Origin of the sequence: Rhodoplanes sp. (assembly GCF_013377085.1) — a bacterium.
Taxonomy (GTDB): Bacteria; Pseudomonadota; Alphaproteobacteria; order Rhizobiales; family Xanthobacteraceae; genus Rhodoplanes.
In genome coordinates this window covers 18,423-35,680 of the sequence record NZ_JACAAX010000047.1, presented here as the reverse complement: position 1 = coordinate 35,680, position 17,258 = coordinate 18,423, and the positions used below count along the sequence as shown (strand labels likewise).

Here is a 17,258-nt window from a genome sequence, read left to right as displayed (position 1 = left end):
CTCGTCAGCAAGGGGCGGGCCAGCGCGGGTCCGGTCTGTATGCGAGGTTCTCGAGGGGCGAATGCCGGGAAATTGGGCAACCTTGTAGGCAAAGTGCCGTTTCGTATGCAAAGCGACGGAATTTCGAAATTCGCTCACATATTCGCGTGGAGCGTGCAGGAGCGTGGACCAGTTTGTCCCTCGCCCTCCGCTCATGCCCGCGAAAGCGGGCATCCAGGGGCGACACGCCGCGCCGCTCCTGGGCCGCACCTGGGTCCCCGCCTTCGCGGGGACGAGCGGACCGTAAGCGCTCGAAAACCCTGATCAGGACAGGGCGGCGATGCGGGCGGCCAGTCCGTACAGGGCGGTGTTGCGCGCGCGCAGATGGCGGACCAGATCCTTCGCCTCGCGCAAAACCGGCTCCGGATCGAAGGCGACGATGCGGCCGCCTTCGACCACGATGCGGCCGTCGATCACGACGGTATCGACCGTCGATCCGGAGGCGCCGAACACGAGCTGGGTCAGCGGATCGTTGAGCGGCGTCCACGCGGGCGTCGCGAGGTCGTGCAGCACGAAATCGGCCGGCGCGCCCGGCACGATGCGGCCGAGGCCGGCGCAGCGCATCACGGCGCCGCCCGCGCTCGTCGCCATGCGCAGCCCATCGGCGGCGGTCGGCCAGCGGCGGCGGTCGGGCTCGGACGGCCGCTGCAGCATCACGGCGATGCGCATCACCTCGTGCATGTCGAGATTGTCGTTGGTCGAGGCGCCGTCGGTGCCGAGCGCGACCGTCATGCCGGCGGCCAGCATGCGGGCGACCGGCGCGATGCCGGCGCCGAGCTTCAGGTTGCTCTCCGGATTGTGGACCGCGATGCCGCCGCGCTCCGCCATCAGGGCGATGTCGTCGTCGCCGATCCAGATCGTGTGGGCGCAGGAGAGCCGCGGCCCGAGCAGGCCGAGCCGGTCGAGATGGCGCACCATGGTGGTGCCGTAGCGTTTCTTGGCGATCTCGGCCTGCACGCGGGTCTCGAGCAGATGCATGTGCACGGCGGTGTCGTGTCGCGCAGCGATATCGCGCACGGCGTCGAGCAGCGCATCGCTGCAGCGGCTCGGATTGGACGGCGCCGGACAGATCGTGATGCGGTCGTCGGCGGCGCCGTCGTGCCGCGTGATGGCATCCTCGATCAGCGCGAGGCTGTCGGCGAGCGGAGGCGGCGCCAGCGGATTCTGCGCCGCGATCGAGACAGGCAGGCCGCCGGGCGGATCGATGTCGGTGTAGGGCTCGTCGAACACCCGCAGCGCCACCAGCGCGCGCAGTCCCGACACCGCATAGGCTTCGACCACCGCGTCGACGTCGCCGGGACAAAAACCCTGCTCCGGGAAATGATCGACCACGGCGGTCGTGCCGTTGTTCAGATGCTCGATGCAGCCGAGCAGTGCCGAGACGCGGATCTCGTCGGCGCTGCGGCCGGCCGTATCGGCCTGGTTCAGCCACATGAAGGCCGGATGGTTCAGCACGTCGCCCGTGCCCTTCAGCACGTTGAGGGGCGAATGCGTATGGGCGTTGATCAGGCCGGGCACCAGCAGGCGGTCGCGCCCATCGATGATGCGCAGGCCCGCGTCATCCGGGCGCGGCGCGCGCGCCTCTGCGGTTGCGCCGGGCTCCTGCACGGCGGCGATGCGGCCGCCGGCGACAAGAACGTCCTTTCGGGCGGGGGCGGATTCCGCGTCGAGCACGAGCACGTCGCGGACGAGTAGGCGGTCTGACATGTCTTGGCCTGGCGCAAGCGTGGTGAACGGCGGCGTCGCTCTCGCGGCGCACGACGCCGAACCAGCAATGAGCGTGCCATGCGGCCGGGTATCTGCGGTCGCCCGCCTCGACGGCGGACGCGTGCACCCCTCGACCCGCACGCTGGAGAACTACGCCGCCGCCACCGGCCACAGGCTGGTCATCGATCTGGTGCCGGTGACGGGGAAGGCGGGGCAGAAGCGGGCGTGATCACTCGGCCGCCAGCACCCGCACGCGTCGCTCGATCTTCGGCCAGTCTTCTGCGCGCGCTTTGCGCAGTTCGTAGCCGGACTGCAGGTTCATCCACAGCTCCGGCGTCGTGCCGAAGAACTTCGCGAGCCGCAGGGCGATGGCCGCCGTGATGGCCGAGCGGCCGTGCACGATGTCGTTGATGCGCGCCGGACCGAGATCGATGTCACGGGCGAGCCGGTTCTGGCTGATCCCGTTCGGCCTCATGAATTCCTCCAGCAGGATCTCGCCGGGCGGAATGGGAGGGAGCTTCTTCGCGGCCATTTTCGCTCTCAGTGATAATCTACGACTTCGACCTGCTCAGCACCATCGTCGAGCCACACGAAACAGATTCGCCATTGATCATTGATGCGGATCGAATGCTGGCCGGCGCGACTGCCTTTCAGCGCTTCGAGCCGATTGCCGGGCGGCACACGCAGATCGTTCAGCGATGCGGCTCCGTCCAGCAACAGAAGCTTACGCCGCGCCTGGCGTTCGATGGCACGAAAGCGCGGCACGTCCTCATCTGAGAACAGGCGAGCGGTCGCCGAGTCTTTGAACGAACGGATCATCCGCCGGCAGTATATTCCTTACGGAGGAATAGCGCCAGTGGAATGGCCGTGCCGTCACGCGGACGGAATGCTTGCGATCGACATCACCGCCGCTTCGGCTTGAACCCGCCGTGCTGGCCGGGGCGGCCCATAGTGGAGCGGGGGCCGGACGGCTTTTCGCCGGCGGGCCGGTCGCCCGCGGGCTTGTCCTTGCCGTAGGGGATCGACTCGACGCCGGGGCCCATCTCGTCGAGCGTCGGCTTGCGCGGGCGCTCGGCGTCTGGACGCTTGCTGTCCGGGCGGTGGACGCCGCGCTCGTGCCAGAGCGCGATGCCCATCTCGTCGAGGTCGGGCTTGTGGGGGCGGGCACGGGGAACGCCACCGGAGCCTTGCCCGGTGTCGGGCGCTGTCACCCCACCCCGCCGGCCTTTGGCCGGCGACCCTCCCCCTCCAGGGGAGGGTGGGGCGCTGCGGCCCGGGGCCCCACCCCGCGCTGCCCGTGCCTTGGAAATATCCACCACCTTGGCCGTTGGATCGTCCGTCACCGCGAGCTCGGTGGCGCGAAGGCGCTTGACCTCGTCGCGCAGGCGGGCGGCTTCTTCGAAGTTCAGGTCGGCGGCGGCCTCGCGCATGCGGACCTCGAGGTCGGCGATGACGGCCTGGAAATTGTGCCCGATGGTGGCGGCGTCCTCGAAACCGGCTCCCGACTTCGATCCGGGGCCGCCGCGGCCGGTCGCCACCAGCACGTGGTCGCGCTCGTACGGCGTGTCGAGAATGTCGGCGATGCCCTTCTTGATGCTCTCCGGCGTGATGTTGTTCTCGGTGTTGTAGGCCTCCTGCTTCTCGCGGCGCCGGCTGGTCTCGGCCATGGCACGCTCCATCGAGCCCGTGATGGTGTCGGCATAGAGCAGCACCTTGCCGTCGACGTTGCGCGCGGCGCGGCCGATGGTCTGGATCAGCGACGTCTCGCTGCGCAGAAAACCTTCCTTGTCGGCGTCCAGGATGGCGACCAGTGCGCATTCCGGAATGTCGAGCCCTTCGCGCAGCAGGTTGATGCCCACGAGGACGTCGAAGGCACCCAGGCGCAAGTCGCGAATAATCTCGATGCGTTCGATGGTGTCGATGTCCGAGTGCATGTAGCGCACGCGAATTCCCTGCTCGTGCAGGTATTCGGTGAGGTCCTCGGCCATGCGCTTGGTCAGCACGGTGACGAGGGCGCGGTAGCCCTGCTGGGCCACCAGCCGCACCTCGCCGACCAGGTCGTCGACCTGGGTGCGGGCGGGGCGCACCTCGACGGGCGGGTCGATCAGGCCGGTCGGGCGGATCACCTGCTCGGCGAACACGCCGCCGGCCTCGCCGATCTCCCAGCCGCCCGGCGTCGCCGACACCGCGACCGTCTGGGGCCGCATGGCGTCCCACTCCTCGAAGCGCAGCGGCCGGTTGTCCATGCAGGAGGGCAGGCGGAAGCCGTATTCGGCCAGCGTCGCCTTGCGGCGGAAGTCGCCGCGATACATGCCGCCGATCTGCGGAACGGTGACGTGGCTCTCGTCGACGAAGACCAGAGCGTTGTCGGGCACGTACTCGAACAGCGTCGGTGGCGGCTCGCCCGGCAGCCGGCCGGTGAGATAGCGCGAATAGTTCTCGATGCCGGCGCAGCTTCCGGTCGCCTCCATCATCTCGAGATCGTAGATGGTGCGCTGCTCCAGCCGCTGCGCCTCCAAGAGGCGCCCCGCGTCGGTGAGCTGGCCGAGCCGCCAGCGCAGCTCCTTCTTGATGCCGTCGATCGCCTGCAGCAGGGTCGGGCGTGGCGTCACGTAATGCGAGTTGGCGTAGATTTTCACGAAGGCCAGATCGTCGGTCTTGTGCCCGGTGAGCGGGTCGAACTCCTCGATCGATTCCACCTCGTCGCCGAACAGATTGATGCGCCAGGCGCGGTCCTCGTAGTGGGCCGGGAAGACGTCGACGATGTCGCCGCGCACCCGAAATGTGCCGCGGGAAAAGTCGGGCGTGCGCTTGTAGTGCAGCGCGACCAGATCGCCGATCAGGCGGCGCTGGTCGATGCGGTCGCCGCGCTTGAGCGTGAACGTCATGGCCGAGTAGGTCTCGACCGAGCCGATGCCGTAGATGCACGACACCGAGGCGACGATGACGACGTCGTCGCGCTCCAGCAGCGCCCGCGTCGCCGAGTGGCGCATGCGGTCGATCTGGTCGTTGATCGACGATTCCTTCTCGATATACGTGTCGGTGCGCGGGACGTAGGCCTCGGGCTGGTAGTAGTCGTAATAGCTGACGAAGTACTCGACGGCGTTGTCGGGGAAGAAGCTCCTGAACTCGCCGTAGAGCTGCGCCGCCAGCGTCTTGTTGGGCGCCAGGATCAGGGCGGGGCGCTGCGTCGCCTCGATCACCTTGGCCATCGTGAAGGTTTTTCCCGAGCCGGTGACGCCGAGCAGCACCTGGGTCTTGTCGTGGCGACGGATGCCCTCGACCAGGTCGGCGATGGCAGTCGGCTGGTCGCCCTTGGGCTCGAAATCGGATTTCACCACCAGGCGCTGGCCGCCCTCGCTCTTCTCCGGCCGCGGCGGCCGGTGCGGCGTCCACGCCTGCTCGTTCAGCTCGGGCCGCCCCTCGCGCAGCAGCCGGTCCAGCGACTGCGCGGTGGCGTTCGCCCCGGTGAAGCCGAACGGATGGGCGGGCTCGGGGGATACGCTTCCCTTTGGCGCCTTGCCCTTCGTCCGACCACCGGTCTGCTCCCTCCCCCCTTGCGGGGGAGGGTCGGGGAGGGGGGTAGCCCCGGTCGACGGCGCTTGTCGAGCACCCCCACCGCCAACCCCTCCCCACGAGCGGGAGGGGAGTCCAGGGGTCGTGCCCGATGGCGGTTCGGCATCGTCTCCGGTCAGCCCCAGCGCACGGGCGAGCTCGGGCGAGGCCTCGCGCAGCTCCTCGGCGTCGAGGTAGCTCGCCTGCGGCGCCTCGCCGAAGCCGGGCCCGGCGTCTCCCTCCCCCGCCTGCGGGGGAGGGCCGGGGACGGGGTGGCCGTGCTGGGCCGAGCGGCGGGCCATATGGGCGGCGGAAAAGTCGGCGCGGCGGTCGCGCGAGTTGTCGGCCGGCGGCTGCAGCCCGGATTTCGGCGCCTGTGGTTCAAATCTCGGCGAACTGTCTGCCCTGCGGTCGGGCGCCGGGTCGCGGCCCGGGTCGTGCGACCGGTCTCGCCCGGTCTGCGAGCCGATGCCGGCCTCGCCGCGGGCGATTCCGGGATTGAGCAGCGATTCGAGCGCCGGCGCGATCGGCGGCAGAGTTTCGCGCGACGCCTTCGCCCGGGTCGGCCGCGCCGGATCCTTACGGACCGGATCCTTGCGGGGCGGCTCCCTGCGGGGCTTTTGCGGGCTCGCGGACGACGGATCGGAGGTCGGGCCGGGTGGCTGGGTCGGGGGCTCGATCGGAGGCTTGGGCATGGCCGCAATATGGGCCGGCGACCATGGCGACGGAAGGGCCGCCGGGGCTGCCGGACAGGCAGCCGCTATCCTATATACCTCCGGCCGGCGACGCGGCCGGTCCCGCTCTCCCGACCGAGGAGTCTTCGATGGTTACGCCTCCGGATGCCTATCTCGATCTCCTGCAGCAGAAGAAGGCCTTCGCCAGCATCGCCACCGTGATGGCCGACGGCTCGCCCCAGGTGACGCCGGTGTGGTTCGACTATGCCGACGGCGTCGTGCGGGTGAACACCGCCAAGGGCCGGGTGAAGGCCAAGACCCTGACGCAGGGCGCGCCGGTGGCGATGGCCATCATCGATCCTGACAATCCCTATCGCTATCTGCAGATCCGCGGCCGCGTCCGCAGCGTCACCGAGGCCGGCGCCGACGACCACATCAACGCGCTGGCCAAGAAGTATCTCGGGGTCGACACCTATCCGTATCGCCAGCCCGGCGAGCAGCGGCTGTCCATCGAGATCGAGCCGACCTCGGCCTCGGGGATGAACTGAGGGGCGTTGTTCGCTGGTCATTCCGGGGCGCGGACCGCAGGTCCGCGAACCCGGAATCCAACCGCGAGCACAGACCTTGACGCTGGATTCCGGGTTCGCCGCTGTGCGGCGCCCCCGGAATGACGGTCAATTTTCGTGGGCCGTCAAACCCTCACGGCGCCACCAGCGACGGCGACTGGCCGCTGGCGGCCAGCTCCGTCGCGACGAAGCCGTCGGCCTTCATCTCGGCGATGAAGTCTTTCAGGAACGCCAGCGCGGCGGCGCGGCCCTTCGGCACGGCGATCGCCTGCTCGATGCCGACGAAGCGGCCGGGCATCACCCGATAGCCGGGATGCGACTCGGCGAAGGCGACCAGCTCCTGGCGCACGCCGGCGACCGCCTCCAGCTTGTCCTTCAGGAACAGCGCCCGCGCCTCGGGTCCGCTCGGCGCAAGCACGAGCTGCGCCTGCTTCAGGGTGCGGGTGAGGTGCAGCTCGTAGGCGCTGCCGCGCGCCCCGGCGATCCGCACACCCGCCCGGTCGACATCGCCGACATCCTGCAACGGCGAATCCGCCGGCACCAGGCAGGCCGCCTCGATCAGCACATAGGGCGGCGTGAAGTCGAGCTCGGCCGACCGCACCGGGTCGATCGCCATGAAGGCGACGTCCCATTCGCCGCGGGCCAATGCATCGAACACCTTTCCGGCCGCCGGATACGTGACATAGGCGACCGGGACGCCGAGCCGCGCCGCCAGCTCGCGGGCGAGCGCCGCCTGGGTGCCGCGCGGCTCGCCGGTCGCCTTGTCCTGCTGGGCCAGCACGGCATTGCCGAAATTGATCGCGGCGCGCACGCGCCCCTGCGGCGCGAGCTCCTTCAGCACGTCCTGCAGCACGTCCTGCATCGGTCCGATCCCCTGTTTGTCGGCAGCCGAGGCGCGATGCGCGGCTTCGGCCGCACTCGATACTACGGTTTGGCCTCCGGCGGTAAGGCCGAGGACTCGCTGTCCATGAACACCGGCGCAACGGGCGGGCGCCCGACTTGCACGCACCGCGGCGGTCGGGCATGAGAGGGCACCCCCGCTGTCCTGGATCGCTCAACCTCCGGAGTCGCCATGCCGATCTATGGCTTCGCGTGCAAAAGCTGCGGCCACATGTTCCAGACCCTGGTGCGCTCGTCGGACGTGCCGGCCTGCCCGGCCTGCGACAGCGGCGACCTCGATCAGCAGCTCTCGCTGATCGCCTCCCCGGCCAAGGGCGGGTCGGATCCGGAGCCGATGTGCGCCGGTGGGGGCGGCGCTTGCGGCCAGTGCCCCGGCATGGCGATGGGCGCCGGCTGCGGCTGACATCCCGCGCGCCGCTTCAGGCGCGCGTTCCCAAGGGGCTCGAGCGCTCAGCCGCGGGCCCAGCGGCCACGCTGAAAAATGCGGTCGCGGTCGTCCTCGCTCGCGGTGTCGCGCGACGACGGGATGGTGGCGACCTTGGCCATGGCCCGCTGCACGGCGGGCCGCGCCGCGATCCGCTCCACCCAGCGGGTCAGGTTCGGACGGCCTTCGACCGAGATGCCGAGAAAGCCGTGGTTGCGCAGCCAGGGGAAGGCGGCGATATCGGCGATCGAATAGTCGTCGCCGGCGACCCAGTCGCGCGATGCCAGTCGCCCGTCATAGAGGTCGAACAGGCGGTTCACCTCGGTGCGGAAGCGGCTGGCCCCGTAATCGTTGCCGGGCGGGGCGAATTTCGAGAAATGCACGTGCTGGCCGGACATCGGGCCGAGCGTCGACATCTGCAGCATCAGCCACTGCAGAACCTCGAGCCGCGCCAGCGGGTCGGCGGGAAGCAGCCGTCCGGTCTTCTCGGCCAGATAGATCAGGATGGCGCCCGACTCGAACACCGTGACGGGTTTGCCGCCCGGCCCGTCGTGGTCGACGATGACCGGGATTTTCCGGTTGGGATTGAGGCGGGCGAACTCCTCACGGAACTGCTCGCCCTTCCACACGTCGACCAGGATGGTGTCGTAGGGGAGCGCCAGCTCCTCCAGCGCGATGAAGACCTTTTGGACGTTGGGGCTGGTCAGGGCGTAGAGATCGATCATGGCGGCATGCTCCGCGGGTCGAGGCTGCGGTTAGGGCGACGAGACAGACTCTTCGGACAGAAGGGCGGGACCGGATCTGCTGATCAGAACCCGTCCACCACCTGCTGCACGTGCTCGACCTCGGGCGGGCCGGCGAAGGTGTGGCCGACGCAGGCACGCCACTCCTGGAAGTCGGGCGAGTTGCGGAAGTCCACCGTGTGGTTCTCCAGCGTCGCCCATTTGACGAACAGCCGATAGCGCGTCGGCTTCTCGACGCTGCGTTGCAGGGTCACGCCCGAGCAGCCCTTGGCGCGGCGGAAGAGCGGCACGGCCTTGGCGACGCCGGCCTCGAAGTCGGCCTCCTGGCCGGGCTTCACCTCGATCTGCGCGATTTCCAGGACCATCGATGCCTCGCAACGGGAAAGGGGGGGGAAGGGGGGGAACGGCGGGCCCGCATGATGCGTCGGCCGTCGCGTCGGCGCAACGGCCCCGCCGGCATTCCTCCCAATCACGGGCGGCGCAGCAGCACACCGAGCGCGAGCAACACCCAGGCGGTGGCGCAGCCTCGAGGGCGGTCGGGGCGGCGTCGGGATCCGAACAAGCCTCTGCGAATCGGTCGCCGGGCTTTCAGTCGGTGGACCACCAAAAAGCTGCCACCGAACAATACCGCCGCCGGTGGCAGGCATCGAGCTTCGGTCGGAAAACCGGCTTCGGCGCCATTGTCTCGCCGCCGAAGAACGCCGCGAATGGCAGATCGATAGCCCCGATAATTCCGGGGGATCGTCCAGAAATTACCGCTGCGGCGTCCCGGCCCGCCGGACGGGCTTTTTGAGGTAAGTACCGGCCGGGCGCCTTCGCCGCCGTGGACCCGACGGGATGCGATACCGTCGCCGGTTTGGGCACTCAAACCGGAGATTAGCTTCCGCCGGCACGCGAATCGCTGGTCTGGTTTCGGATATCGGAACTCTTTCGGGGCGCTGATCCGTCAGAGTTGCCCGCCGATTCGGCGGAATTGCCGGTCTCCGGGGTTTTCGACCGAAGTTATCCGGAGCGTTTCTAGCGTGTTTCGTCTTGCTTTTTTAGTCGGATATAATACAATCGGACCAATCCAAATTGCCGATTCCAAGTCGAGTGACGTGTGTTTGGGCGAGAGCCCGCCCCGGTGCCGGTAATTCGTCAACCGATAGTAATGTGTCCGAGTATTTGCAATTTTACCGCGGAATTTGCCTAAGAGTTTTTTTGTTGCTGTTGCCTCGGGCGCGTGAGAAGACCTTTTTGTGACCCACTCGCGCCGATTTCTACGCCGGTCGGATCGCATTCATTCGTTATAGGAAGCGTTCCATTCCCTTTCAGGAGAGTCCGAGAATGGCTGTCGTAAATCTCAAAGCCATGGACGTCGATGCGCTGCTCGCGCTTCGCGGCGAGATCGACGAGACGCTCGAGCAGCGGAGCCGGGAGCTGAAGAAGCAGCTCAGCGCACTCGAGACGGCCCGCGGCCGTCCCGCCCGTGCATCGGCCGGTGGCCGTTCCAGCGCCCTCAAGGGCGTCAAGGTTGCGCCGAAGTTTCGCGGCCCGAACGGCGAGACCTGGGCCGGGCGCGGGGCCCATCCCAAGTGGCTGTCGGCGCTGCTCGACGAGGGCCATGCGCTCGACGAGTTCTCGATCGAGGGAGCCGCCGAGGTCGAAGAGCAGCCTGCCGAGAAGCCGGCCCGCAAGGGCGGCCGTGGCCGCCGCAAGCGCGGCTGATCGCGCCGCGTTGTCGCCTCGTCGTCGGTCCGGACGCCCAGCGGCCGGACCCGCAGGCTCTGTTTGTCGGGATGGATCTCGGCCGCGCCGGCATTCGGCTCCCGAGCTGCGACGCCGGCGCCGGCAGCCCGGATCGGTCATCGGCAGCGTCGGGCTGGAGCGGCCGGTCCAGTGCGGCTATGGCGCGACCCGCACCACGGCGCGTTGCGCGTAGCCGCGGTAGGGGCGCTCGACCGTCAGCATGGCGCCGAGCGCCCGTGAGCGGGCCGCCAGGCCGGCTTCCAACGTGTCGCGCGGCGTCACGTCGAACAGCGACAGCCAGGCCCGCAGCACCGCCCGCAGGCCGGTCGGCAGTCCCTCCTGGGCACCGAAATCGACGATCTGCAGCTCGCCGCCCGGCGCCACCATGGCGAGCGCGCGGTCGACCGCCGCCTGCCAGTCCGGGATCATCGACAGCGTGTAGGAGAAGTACACGCGCTCGAAGGCCGGCTCGCCGAACACGGCGACCGGGTCGAGCAGGGTTGCATCGGCATGGGCGATCCGGACCCGCCGGGCGACGCCCGCGCCCGCGATCTGCTCCATCGCGGTCGACAGCATCTCGGTTGAGACGTCGATGCCGAAGAAGCGCGCCTGCGGCCAGCGTTGCGCGGCCCGGACCAGATTGCGACCGGTGCCGCAGCCGATCTCCAGCACGCGCTCGCCGGCGCCTGGCTTCAGCCCGTCGATCAGATCGTCGCGGCCGAGCAGATAGTATTTCCGGGTGAAGTCGTAGAGATGCCGCTGGCGGCGATACATCCGGTTCATCCGGTCGGTCGCGTCGGACCCCATTCTCACACCTCGTCGGCCAGGACGTAGAGATGGAAGCCGCCATAGATGGCGGAGCGGTCGCGTGCCGTGAAGGCCCGCGAGGCGGCCTCCTCGTAGCGCCAGCGCGACAGGATCGCGTCGTCGAGCCGGCCGGGCAGCAGGCTCGGCTCGGCCGCCGTGCGGAAGATCACGCGGGCGCCCGGCCTGGCCGTGCGGGTGATCTCGCCCCACAACGCGTTCAACTGGGCGTCCGTCATCCAGTCCTGGGCGTCGAGCAGCACATAGCGGTCGGCCGACTGCGCCGGCTGCGCTGCCAAGTGCTCGGTCATCGAGGCGTTGACGACGGCGACGCGGTCTGCCCGGGCGCTGACGGCAGCGAAATTGCCCCGCTCGAGATAGGGCGGCACCGGGTCGTGCTCGCCGTCGCCGTAGCTGCGGCCGAAGGCCTGCCAGGCGAAATAGTTGTCGTTCAGGCTGAAGCCGCAGCTCAGCCGCTCGACGCGGCTGCGCAGCACCGAGGCCATGTCGCTGCCGGCCGAGGCCAGCGCCTCGTACTGGGCCGGCGGGATGCCGAGCCCGTAGAGCGCCAGCGGCCGGTCGGCGGCCCAGCGCACGAAGCGCTTCTCGAACAGCGGCGCCAGCACGGTCTCGAACAACTGGTACTGCTCCTCGCGCGAGCGCGCCCGCAGGACCGTCTTGAGATCGACGCCGTAGAGGCGCGCCACGGCATGGCCGAGCCCGATGAAATGGCCGAGCAGACCGTGCTTGTAGACGTTGCGGGCGAACAGCGAGATGCGCCGGCGGCCGAGCCCCATGGCGCCGCGGCCCTCCCAATAGGCGCGCGTGTCGGCATCGAGCCGCGGCGCCAGATGGTTCCAATAGGCCTCGACATTCTCGGCCTCGTCGGCGGTGCCGAAGAAGCGGTAGAAGGCGCGCCACGACGGCAGATGCCGGGCGGCGGCGAGCTTGAGCCGCACAAGCGCGACATGCGCCGTGTTGACGTCGACGGCGGTGATGCGCGCCGGGTTCGCCGTGAGATAGGAGAGCACGTTGCAGCCGCCGGACGCGATCGCCACGACGTGGTGATCGCGGGAGATCGCCAGCGCCTCCATGTCGACGGCCGGGTCCTCCCAGATCTGCGGATAGACGAGGCCGCGGAACATCCAGGCGAACACAAGCTCGGAGAGGCCCTGGCGCGAGAGCGCCGGGGTGCGGCGGACGGCGGCGCTGACGCCGCAGCGAAGCTTCGACGAGGAGGTCAAATCGGGCCTCGATGAATGCGGACGGGACGCTGTGCAACGCACGGACTCGGCCGGCGGCCGGTCTTCGGTGTGTATCGAGCCTCCCGTGACGTCTTCATGACGCCGCATGTGCAACACCGAGCCCCGTGACGTTGCCGAGGTGCCGGCCGGTGCGCCACGCGAAGTCGTGATCGCCAACCGCTGCATTCCTAGGTTGCAATTCTAATTATGCTCTCCTAAAAGTAGACGCCGCCGATACCAACGACGTCACGGAGCCCGCCGTCTCGCGGGCCCTCGTCCCGGCCCGATGCCGAGCCGTTTCAGCCGCGCCGGAGTCCTCCGGCGCGGGACGGACGGCGCATGCCCGGGTGGCGGCGGCGGACGGCGGGAGCAACGGACGGAGGGCAGGGGGTGCCGATGCGGCGGAATTCCAACCAGACCATCACGCTCGCGGGGACCGTCGTCGCCATCGACGAGGCGCGCGCCGCATTCAGCGTCCAGGCCCGCAGCGGCGACGTCTTCGAGGCGATCGTCGGCCCGAGCACGTCGTTTCAGGTGCTGACCAATCTCGACCAGATCTCGCGCGACCGCGTGCCCGATCCGGCGGGCGTGCCGCCCGAGGCCGGTCCGCTCTTCGCCCTGAAGAAATACATCGCGATCGACCGGCGCGTGTTCATCGGCGGGATCTATCAGGAGGACGGCGAGCACGTGCGCTTCGAGGCGCGCACCGTGTATCTGCTGCATTCGAGCCCCACCCGCTATCTCTTCGAGGAGACGCACTGGTGGCTCGTGCAGGTGACCCAGATGGCGGACCGCATCCTCGACCATCTGTTCGACCAGCGGCGCAACTACACCATCGATGATTTCGCCAAGTTCTATCACACCAACCTGAACATCCTCGGCCAGCCGACCGACGACGACGTGCAGGAATGCGCCGTGCTGTCGCGGCTGCTCTACGATCTCTCGACCGCCTTCCTGATCACGGGCGCCGAGCGGTACTTTCTCGCCGCCCAGGCGGCGATGAAATACCTGCGCGAGGCGTTCCGCTCGTCGAGCCACGACGGCGAGTACTGCTTCTGGGCCTATGGCCGGCGCCGCCACCTGGAGGGCGAGAAGGGCGAGAGCCTGTATTTCGCCTCGCAGGGCCCGGACGACACCAACACGATTCCTCTCTACGAGCAGATCTACGCGCTCGCCGGCCTGACCCAGTACTACCGCATCACGCTCGACACCGAGGTGCTGGAGGACGTCAGGCGGACCATCAACACGTTCCAGGCCTTCTACTGGGATCCGCCGAGCGCCAAGGACAAGGGCTTCGCCGGAACGGGCGGCTACTACTCGCACCTCGATCCCGTCACCATGCGGCCTGACACGCCGGCGCTCGGCCAGAACTATCGCCGCAAGAACTGGAACTCTGTCGGCGACCATATCCCGGCCTATCTGGTCAACCTGATCCTGACGCTCGAGCCGTTGCCGGCCGGCAGTGCCCGCGCCTATCTGGGCGACCTGTTGAAGGTCTGCATCGGCATTCTCGAGGAGACGACCTCGCTGATCGTCGAAAAATTCCCGGACCCCAAGTCCAAATATGTCAACGAGCGCTTCCACGACGACTGGACGCCGGACCACACCTACTCCTGGCAGCAGAACCGCGCCGTGGTCGGTCACAATCTCAAGATCGCCTGGAACCTGACGCGCTGCGCCAACTACTTCCACATGCGCGCCTCGCGCCGCCGCGCCATGGGGCACCCGGTCGAGGCTGCGGCCGACGATCAGCGCGCCACCCGTTGTCTCGCCGTCGCCCGCCAGCTCGGCGACAACATGGCGGTGGTCGGCCTCGACATGGTGCGGGGCGGCATCTTCGATTGCGTCGAGCGCGAGCCCACCGGCGGCGTGCCGATCCAGTTCGCCTGGGGCGCCACCAAGGATTTCTGGCAGCAGGAGCAGGGCATCCTCGCCTATCTGATCCTGCACGGCGCGACACCGGGCAGTCCGCACTATCTCGCGCTCGCCCGCGAGAGCTCCGCGTTCTGGAACCTGTTCTTCCTCGACCGCGATCGGCAGGGCTATTACTTCCGCACCACCGAGGACGGGCTCCCGATTCTCGACGGCCAGTACGGCATGAAGAGCAGCCACGCGATCGGCTATCACGCCTTCGAGCTCGCCTATCTGGCCCACGTCTACACGCGCACCTACGTGGACGCCGGCAACGGCGCCGACAACGGCTTCTGCATGTATTTCCGCATCACGCGGTCGACCACCCAGACCACCATCAACGTGCTGCCGGACTTCATGCCGCCCGGGCGGCTGACGATCGAGCGGATCATCGCCAACGGCGTCGACGTGACGGCGGGGCTGAAGCCCGCCAACCCCGACGACTTCCAGGTGCCGCTCGCGGGCCTCGACGGCGATCGCCGCGACGGCACCATCTCGCTCGTCGTCCAGTTCAGCGCGATCGCGCCCTGATCCCGTCTCACCTTCGCTGCGCCAGGAGCATGTGATGTCGAACACTCCGCTCGCCGGCAAGAAGATCGCCGTCGTCGTCGAGTCGCAGTTCATCCCGGGAGAAATCCGGATCTATCGCGAGCGCTTCGCCTCCTACGGGGCGACCGTCGAGCTGGTCTCACGCTTGTGGGGTCAGCCGAGCCAGCGCTTCTACTCGACGGTCGAGCCGGGCGCAGTCGATCAGCTCGAATGGATCGACGTCGAAAAGGATTTTGATCACGTCAGCCCGGACGAGTACGCCGCCGTGATCGTCGCAGCGAACTACACCAGCGTGCGGCTGCGCTGGAGCGAGCGCGAGGACATCACGGCGGCCAATGCCGCCGAGGTGGCCCGCAACGTCCCGGCGGCGCGCTTCTTCCGCCGCGCCATGGCGAACCCGAACATCGTCAAGGGCGCGGCCTGCCACGGCCTGTGGCTGCTGACGCCGTCGCCCGATCTGCTCGCCGGCCGCCGGGTGATCTGCAACAAGGTGGTGCTGGCCGACGTGGTCAATGCCGGCGGCATCTACACGCCCTGCGTTCCCGGCACGCCGGCGGACAAGCAGGTGGTGGTCGACGGCGATCTCGTCACCGACAATTCCTGGCACGCCACCGAAGCCTTCGTCGACGCCATCAAGGACGCGATTTTGGCGGGACCGGCGGCGCCGCCCGTCGATCCGTTGCCGGCCGAACCGGAACGGCGCGGACAACGCCACATCCTGATCGTGCTCTCCGAATGGGGCTATTGGGGCGAGGAGCTGGTCGGGCCATTGGAAGAATTCGACCGCGCCGGCTACACGGTCGATTTCTGCACGCCCAACGGCCGCAGACCGAACGCCATTCCGGTCAGCATGGATCCGGACTTCTTCGATCCGCCGCTGCAGCGGCCGGTGACGAGCCCTGAGATGGCGGCGCGCGTGCGCGAGTACGACGACCCGTCCACCGAGCGCGGCCGCCGCCTGCAGACGCCGATCTCGCTCGCCGCCTGGTTCCCCGAGCGCCCCTATTTCTCGGCGCCGAGCTTCGTGCGTTTGCTCGAAGCCTACAACCGCGAGCTGGAAGAGGCGCGGAAAAGTATCGCGCGCTACGACTCGATCCTGATCGTCGGCGGCTCCGGGCCCGTCGTCGATCTCGTCAACAACCAGCGGGTCCACGACCTGATCCTCGCCTTCCTCGACGCCGGCAAGCCGATCGCCGCCGAGTGCTACGGCGTCGCCTGCCTCGCCTTCGCGCGCGACATGAACATCCGCAAGAGCATCATCTGGGGCAAGCACGTCACCGGGCACTGCCTGGAATACGACTACAAGGACGGCACGGCGTTCGTGCGCGCCCGCAACACCTTCCTCGATTTCAACATGGGTCCGCCGCCTTATCCGCTGGAGTTCATCCTGCGCGACGCCACCGGGCCGGACGGCGGCTATCACGGCAATTTCGGTCATCCGACCAGCGTGCTGGTCGACTATCCGTTCGTCACCGGCCGCTCGACGCCGGACAGCGCGCTCACCGGCCGCAAGCTGATCGAGGTGTTGGACGGCGACCCGCCGTTGCGGCGATGGGGGTGGTGAGGAACCAGCGGCCGTCGTTCCGGGGCGCGGCCGACAGGCCGCGAACCCGGAACCCATAACCCCGGTCTGTGTGTATGGATTCCGGGCTCGCCGCTGCGCGGCGCCCCGGAATGACGGAAGCATCGTGGGAGCGCCATGATCCACCAGTTCATCTTCGCGCACGCAAAGCCCGGCATGAGCGAGGTCGATTTCCAGCGCTACTGGGTCGAGGTCCATGCGGTGCGCTATGCGAGCAAGATCCCGCAGATCCGCAAATACAAGGTCGATACCCGCATCGCCCGACCGGGCGATCCCGCCGACCCGCCGTGGGGCGGCGTCGCCGAGATCTGGCTCGACGACGAGGAGACGCAGGTCGCCTCGCTGCAGACGCCCGAGCTGATCGAGGGCGCCCGCGCCGACGAGCCGAGCTGGGCGGCGTTCTGGCAGACCGTCGTGCTCGACACCACGGCGCATCTGTTGCTGCCCGGCCCGCCCGAGGCGCGCGACGCAGCCCAGGTCCTGCTGCTGGCCCTCTCCAAGCGCCGCGAAGGCCTGCCGCTCTCCGACTACCGCGCGCATCTGCTCGGGGCCCACGCCGACAAGGCCAAGGTCCTGCCGGGACTGCGCCGCTATCAGCAGGGCCATGTCCGCGACGGCTCCTATGGGGTCGGCGAGGCGATCCTCGATTGCGTCGAGCAGTTCTGGTTCGACCACGCCGACGCGGCGGCCGCCGCCGAGCGGTCGATCGAGGGCACGTTGCTCGCGGCCGACTGGCGGCTGTGCGCCGAAACGCGCTGGCTGCATCGCATCCTGCTGCGCGAGCACTGGATCATCGGCCCGCAGCCGCGGCCCTACGTCCCCTCGTGATCCT

The 17,258-nt window shown here is 68.6% G+C and carries 16 protein-coding genes; 7 read left to right on the top strand and 9 right to left on the bottom strand.

Annotation, left to right across the window (positions count from 1 at the left end; translation table 11 throughout):
* Positions 1 to 303 precede the first annotated feature (303 nt).
* On the bottom strand, positions 304 to 1,746 hold the full coding sequence (locus HXX10_RS24825; RefSeq protein ID WP_296525968.1) for an amidohydrolase: 1,443 nt from the start codon (positions 1,744 to 1,746) through the stop codon (positions 304 to 306).
* A 67-nt stretch (positions 1,747 to 1,813) separates the two neighbouring features.
* On the opposite strand from HXX10_RS24825, the gene HXX10_RS24820 reads away from it, so the two are divergent.
* Positions 1,814 to 1,975 carry a hypothetical protein gene (locus HXX10_RS24820; protein WP_296525967.1) on the top strand — a complete coding sequence of 54 codons (162 nt, stop codon included), beginning with the start codon at positions 1,814 to 1,816 and terminating at the stop codon, positions 1,973 to 1,975.
* Here HXX10_RS24820 and HXX10_RS24815 read toward each other — a convergent pair whose 3' ends face one another.
* The 3 genes from HXX10_RS24815 to uvrB form a co-directional block, all read right to left on the bottom strand.
* On the bottom strand, positions 1,976 to 2,278 hold the full coding sequence (locus HXX10_RS24815; protein ID WP_296525966.1) for a HigA family addiction module antitoxin: 303 nt from the start codon (positions 2,276 to 2,278) through the stop codon (positions 1,976 to 1,978).
* A gap of 8 nt (positions 2,279 to 2,286) precedes the next feature.
* Complete coding sequence (locus tag HXX10_RS24810; protein ID WP_296525963.1) at positions 2,287 to 2,565, bottom strand: type II toxin-antitoxin system RelE/ParE family toxin; 279 nt, start codon at positions 2,563 to 2,565, stop codon at positions 2,287 to 2,289.
* Between the two features lie 83 nt (positions 2,566 to 2,648).
* On the bottom strand, positions 2,649 to 5,996 hold the full coding sequence (uvrB, locus tag HXX10_RS24805) for an excinuclease ABC subunit UvrB (protein ID WP_296525962.1): 3,348 nt from the start codon (positions 5,994 to 5,996) through the stop codon (positions 2,649 to 2,651).
* 128 nt (positions 5,997 to 6,124) lie between these two features.
* On the opposite strand from uvrB, the gene HXX10_RS24800 reads away from it, so the two are divergent.
* Positions 6,125 to 6,523 carry a PPOX class F420-dependent oxidoreductase gene (locus tag HXX10_RS24800; protein ID WP_296525960.1) on the top strand — a complete coding sequence of 133 codons (399 nt, stop codon included), beginning with the start codon at positions 6,125 to 6,127 and terminating at the stop codon, positions 6,521 to 6,523.
* 151 nt (positions 6,524 to 6,674) lie between these two features.
* Here HXX10_RS24800 and HXX10_RS24795 read toward each other — a convergent pair whose 3' ends face one another.
* Entirely contained in the window at positions 6,675 to 7,403 is a 729-nt protein-coding gene (locus HXX10_RS24795; RefSeq protein ID WP_296525958.1) for a transporter substrate-binding domain-containing protein, read from the bottom strand.
* A gap of 210 nt (positions 7,404 to 7,613) precedes the next feature.
* Between HXX10_RS24795 and HXX10_RS24790 the strand changes: the two genes are divergently transcribed.
* Complete coding sequence (locus HXX10_RS24790) at positions 7,614 to 7,844, top strand: zinc ribbon domain-containing protein (RefSeq protein ID WP_296525956.1); 231 nt, start codon at positions 7,614 to 7,616, stop codon at positions 7,842 to 7,844.
* A 47-nt stretch (positions 7,845 to 7,891) separates the two neighbouring features.
* On the opposite strand, the gene HXX10_RS24785 is transcribed toward HXX10_RS24790, so the two are convergent.
* Complete coding sequence (locus tag HXX10_RS24785) at positions 7,892 to 8,590, bottom strand: glutathione binding-like protein (protein WP_296525954.1); 699 nt, start codon at positions 8,588 to 8,590, stop codon at positions 7,892 to 7,894.
* A gap of 83 nt (positions 8,591 to 8,673) precedes the next feature.
* On the bottom strand, positions 8,674 to 8,973 hold the full coding sequence (locus tag HXX10_RS24780; RefSeq protein WP_296525953.1) for an antibiotic biosynthesis monooxygenase: 300 nt from the start codon (positions 8,971 to 8,973) through the stop codon (positions 8,674 to 8,676).
* A gap of 961 nt (positions 8,974 to 9,934) precedes the next feature.
* On the opposite strand from HXX10_RS24780, the gene HXX10_RS24775 reads away from it, so the two are divergent.
* Positions 9,935 to 10,315, top strand: a complete 381-nt coding sequence (locus tag HXX10_RS24775) for an H-NS histone family protein (protein ID WP_296525952.1) — start codon at positions 9,935 to 9,937, stop codon at positions 10,313 to 10,315.
* A gap of 177 nt (positions 10,316 to 10,492) precedes the next feature.
* Here HXX10_RS24775 and HXX10_RS24770 read toward each other — a convergent pair whose 3' ends face one another.
* A complete protein-coding gene (locus tag HXX10_RS24770; protein ID WP_296525951.1) occupies positions 10,493 to 11,143 on the bottom strand; it encodes a class I SAM-dependent methyltransferase in 651 nt (216 codons plus the stop codon).
* A 2-nt stretch (positions 11,144 to 11,145) separates the two neighbouring features.
* Positions 11,146 to 12,384, bottom strand: a complete 1,239-nt coding sequence (locus HXX10_RS24765; RefSeq protein ID WP_296525950.1) for a DUF3419 family protein — start codon at positions 12,382 to 12,384, stop codon at positions 11,146 to 11,148.
* 396 nt (positions 12,385 to 12,780) lie between these two features.
* On the opposite strand from HXX10_RS24765, the gene HXX10_RS24760 reads away from it, so the two are divergent.
* From HXX10_RS24760 to HXX10_RS24750, 3 genes are all read left to right on the top strand, one after another.
* Positions 12,781 to 14,826 (top strand): AGE family epimerase/isomerase, encoded by a 2,046-nt coding sequence (locus HXX10_RS24760; protein WP_296525949.1) that lies wholly within the window; start codon positions 12,781 to 12,783, stop codon positions 14,824 to 14,826.
* A gap of 34 nt (positions 14,827 to 14,860) precedes the next feature.
* A complete protein-coding gene (locus HXX10_RS24755) occupies positions 14,861 to 16,408 on the top strand; it encodes a type 1 glutamine amidotransferase domain-containing protein (RefSeq protein WP_296525948.1) in 1,548 nt (515 codons plus the stop codon).
* A 135-nt stretch (positions 16,409 to 16,543) separates the two neighbouring features.
* Entirely contained in the window at positions 16,544 to 17,254 is a 711-nt protein-coding gene (locus HXX10_RS24750) for an EthD domain-containing protein (RefSeq protein WP_296525947.1), read from the top strand.
* Positions 17,255 to 17,258 lie beyond the last annotated feature (4 nt).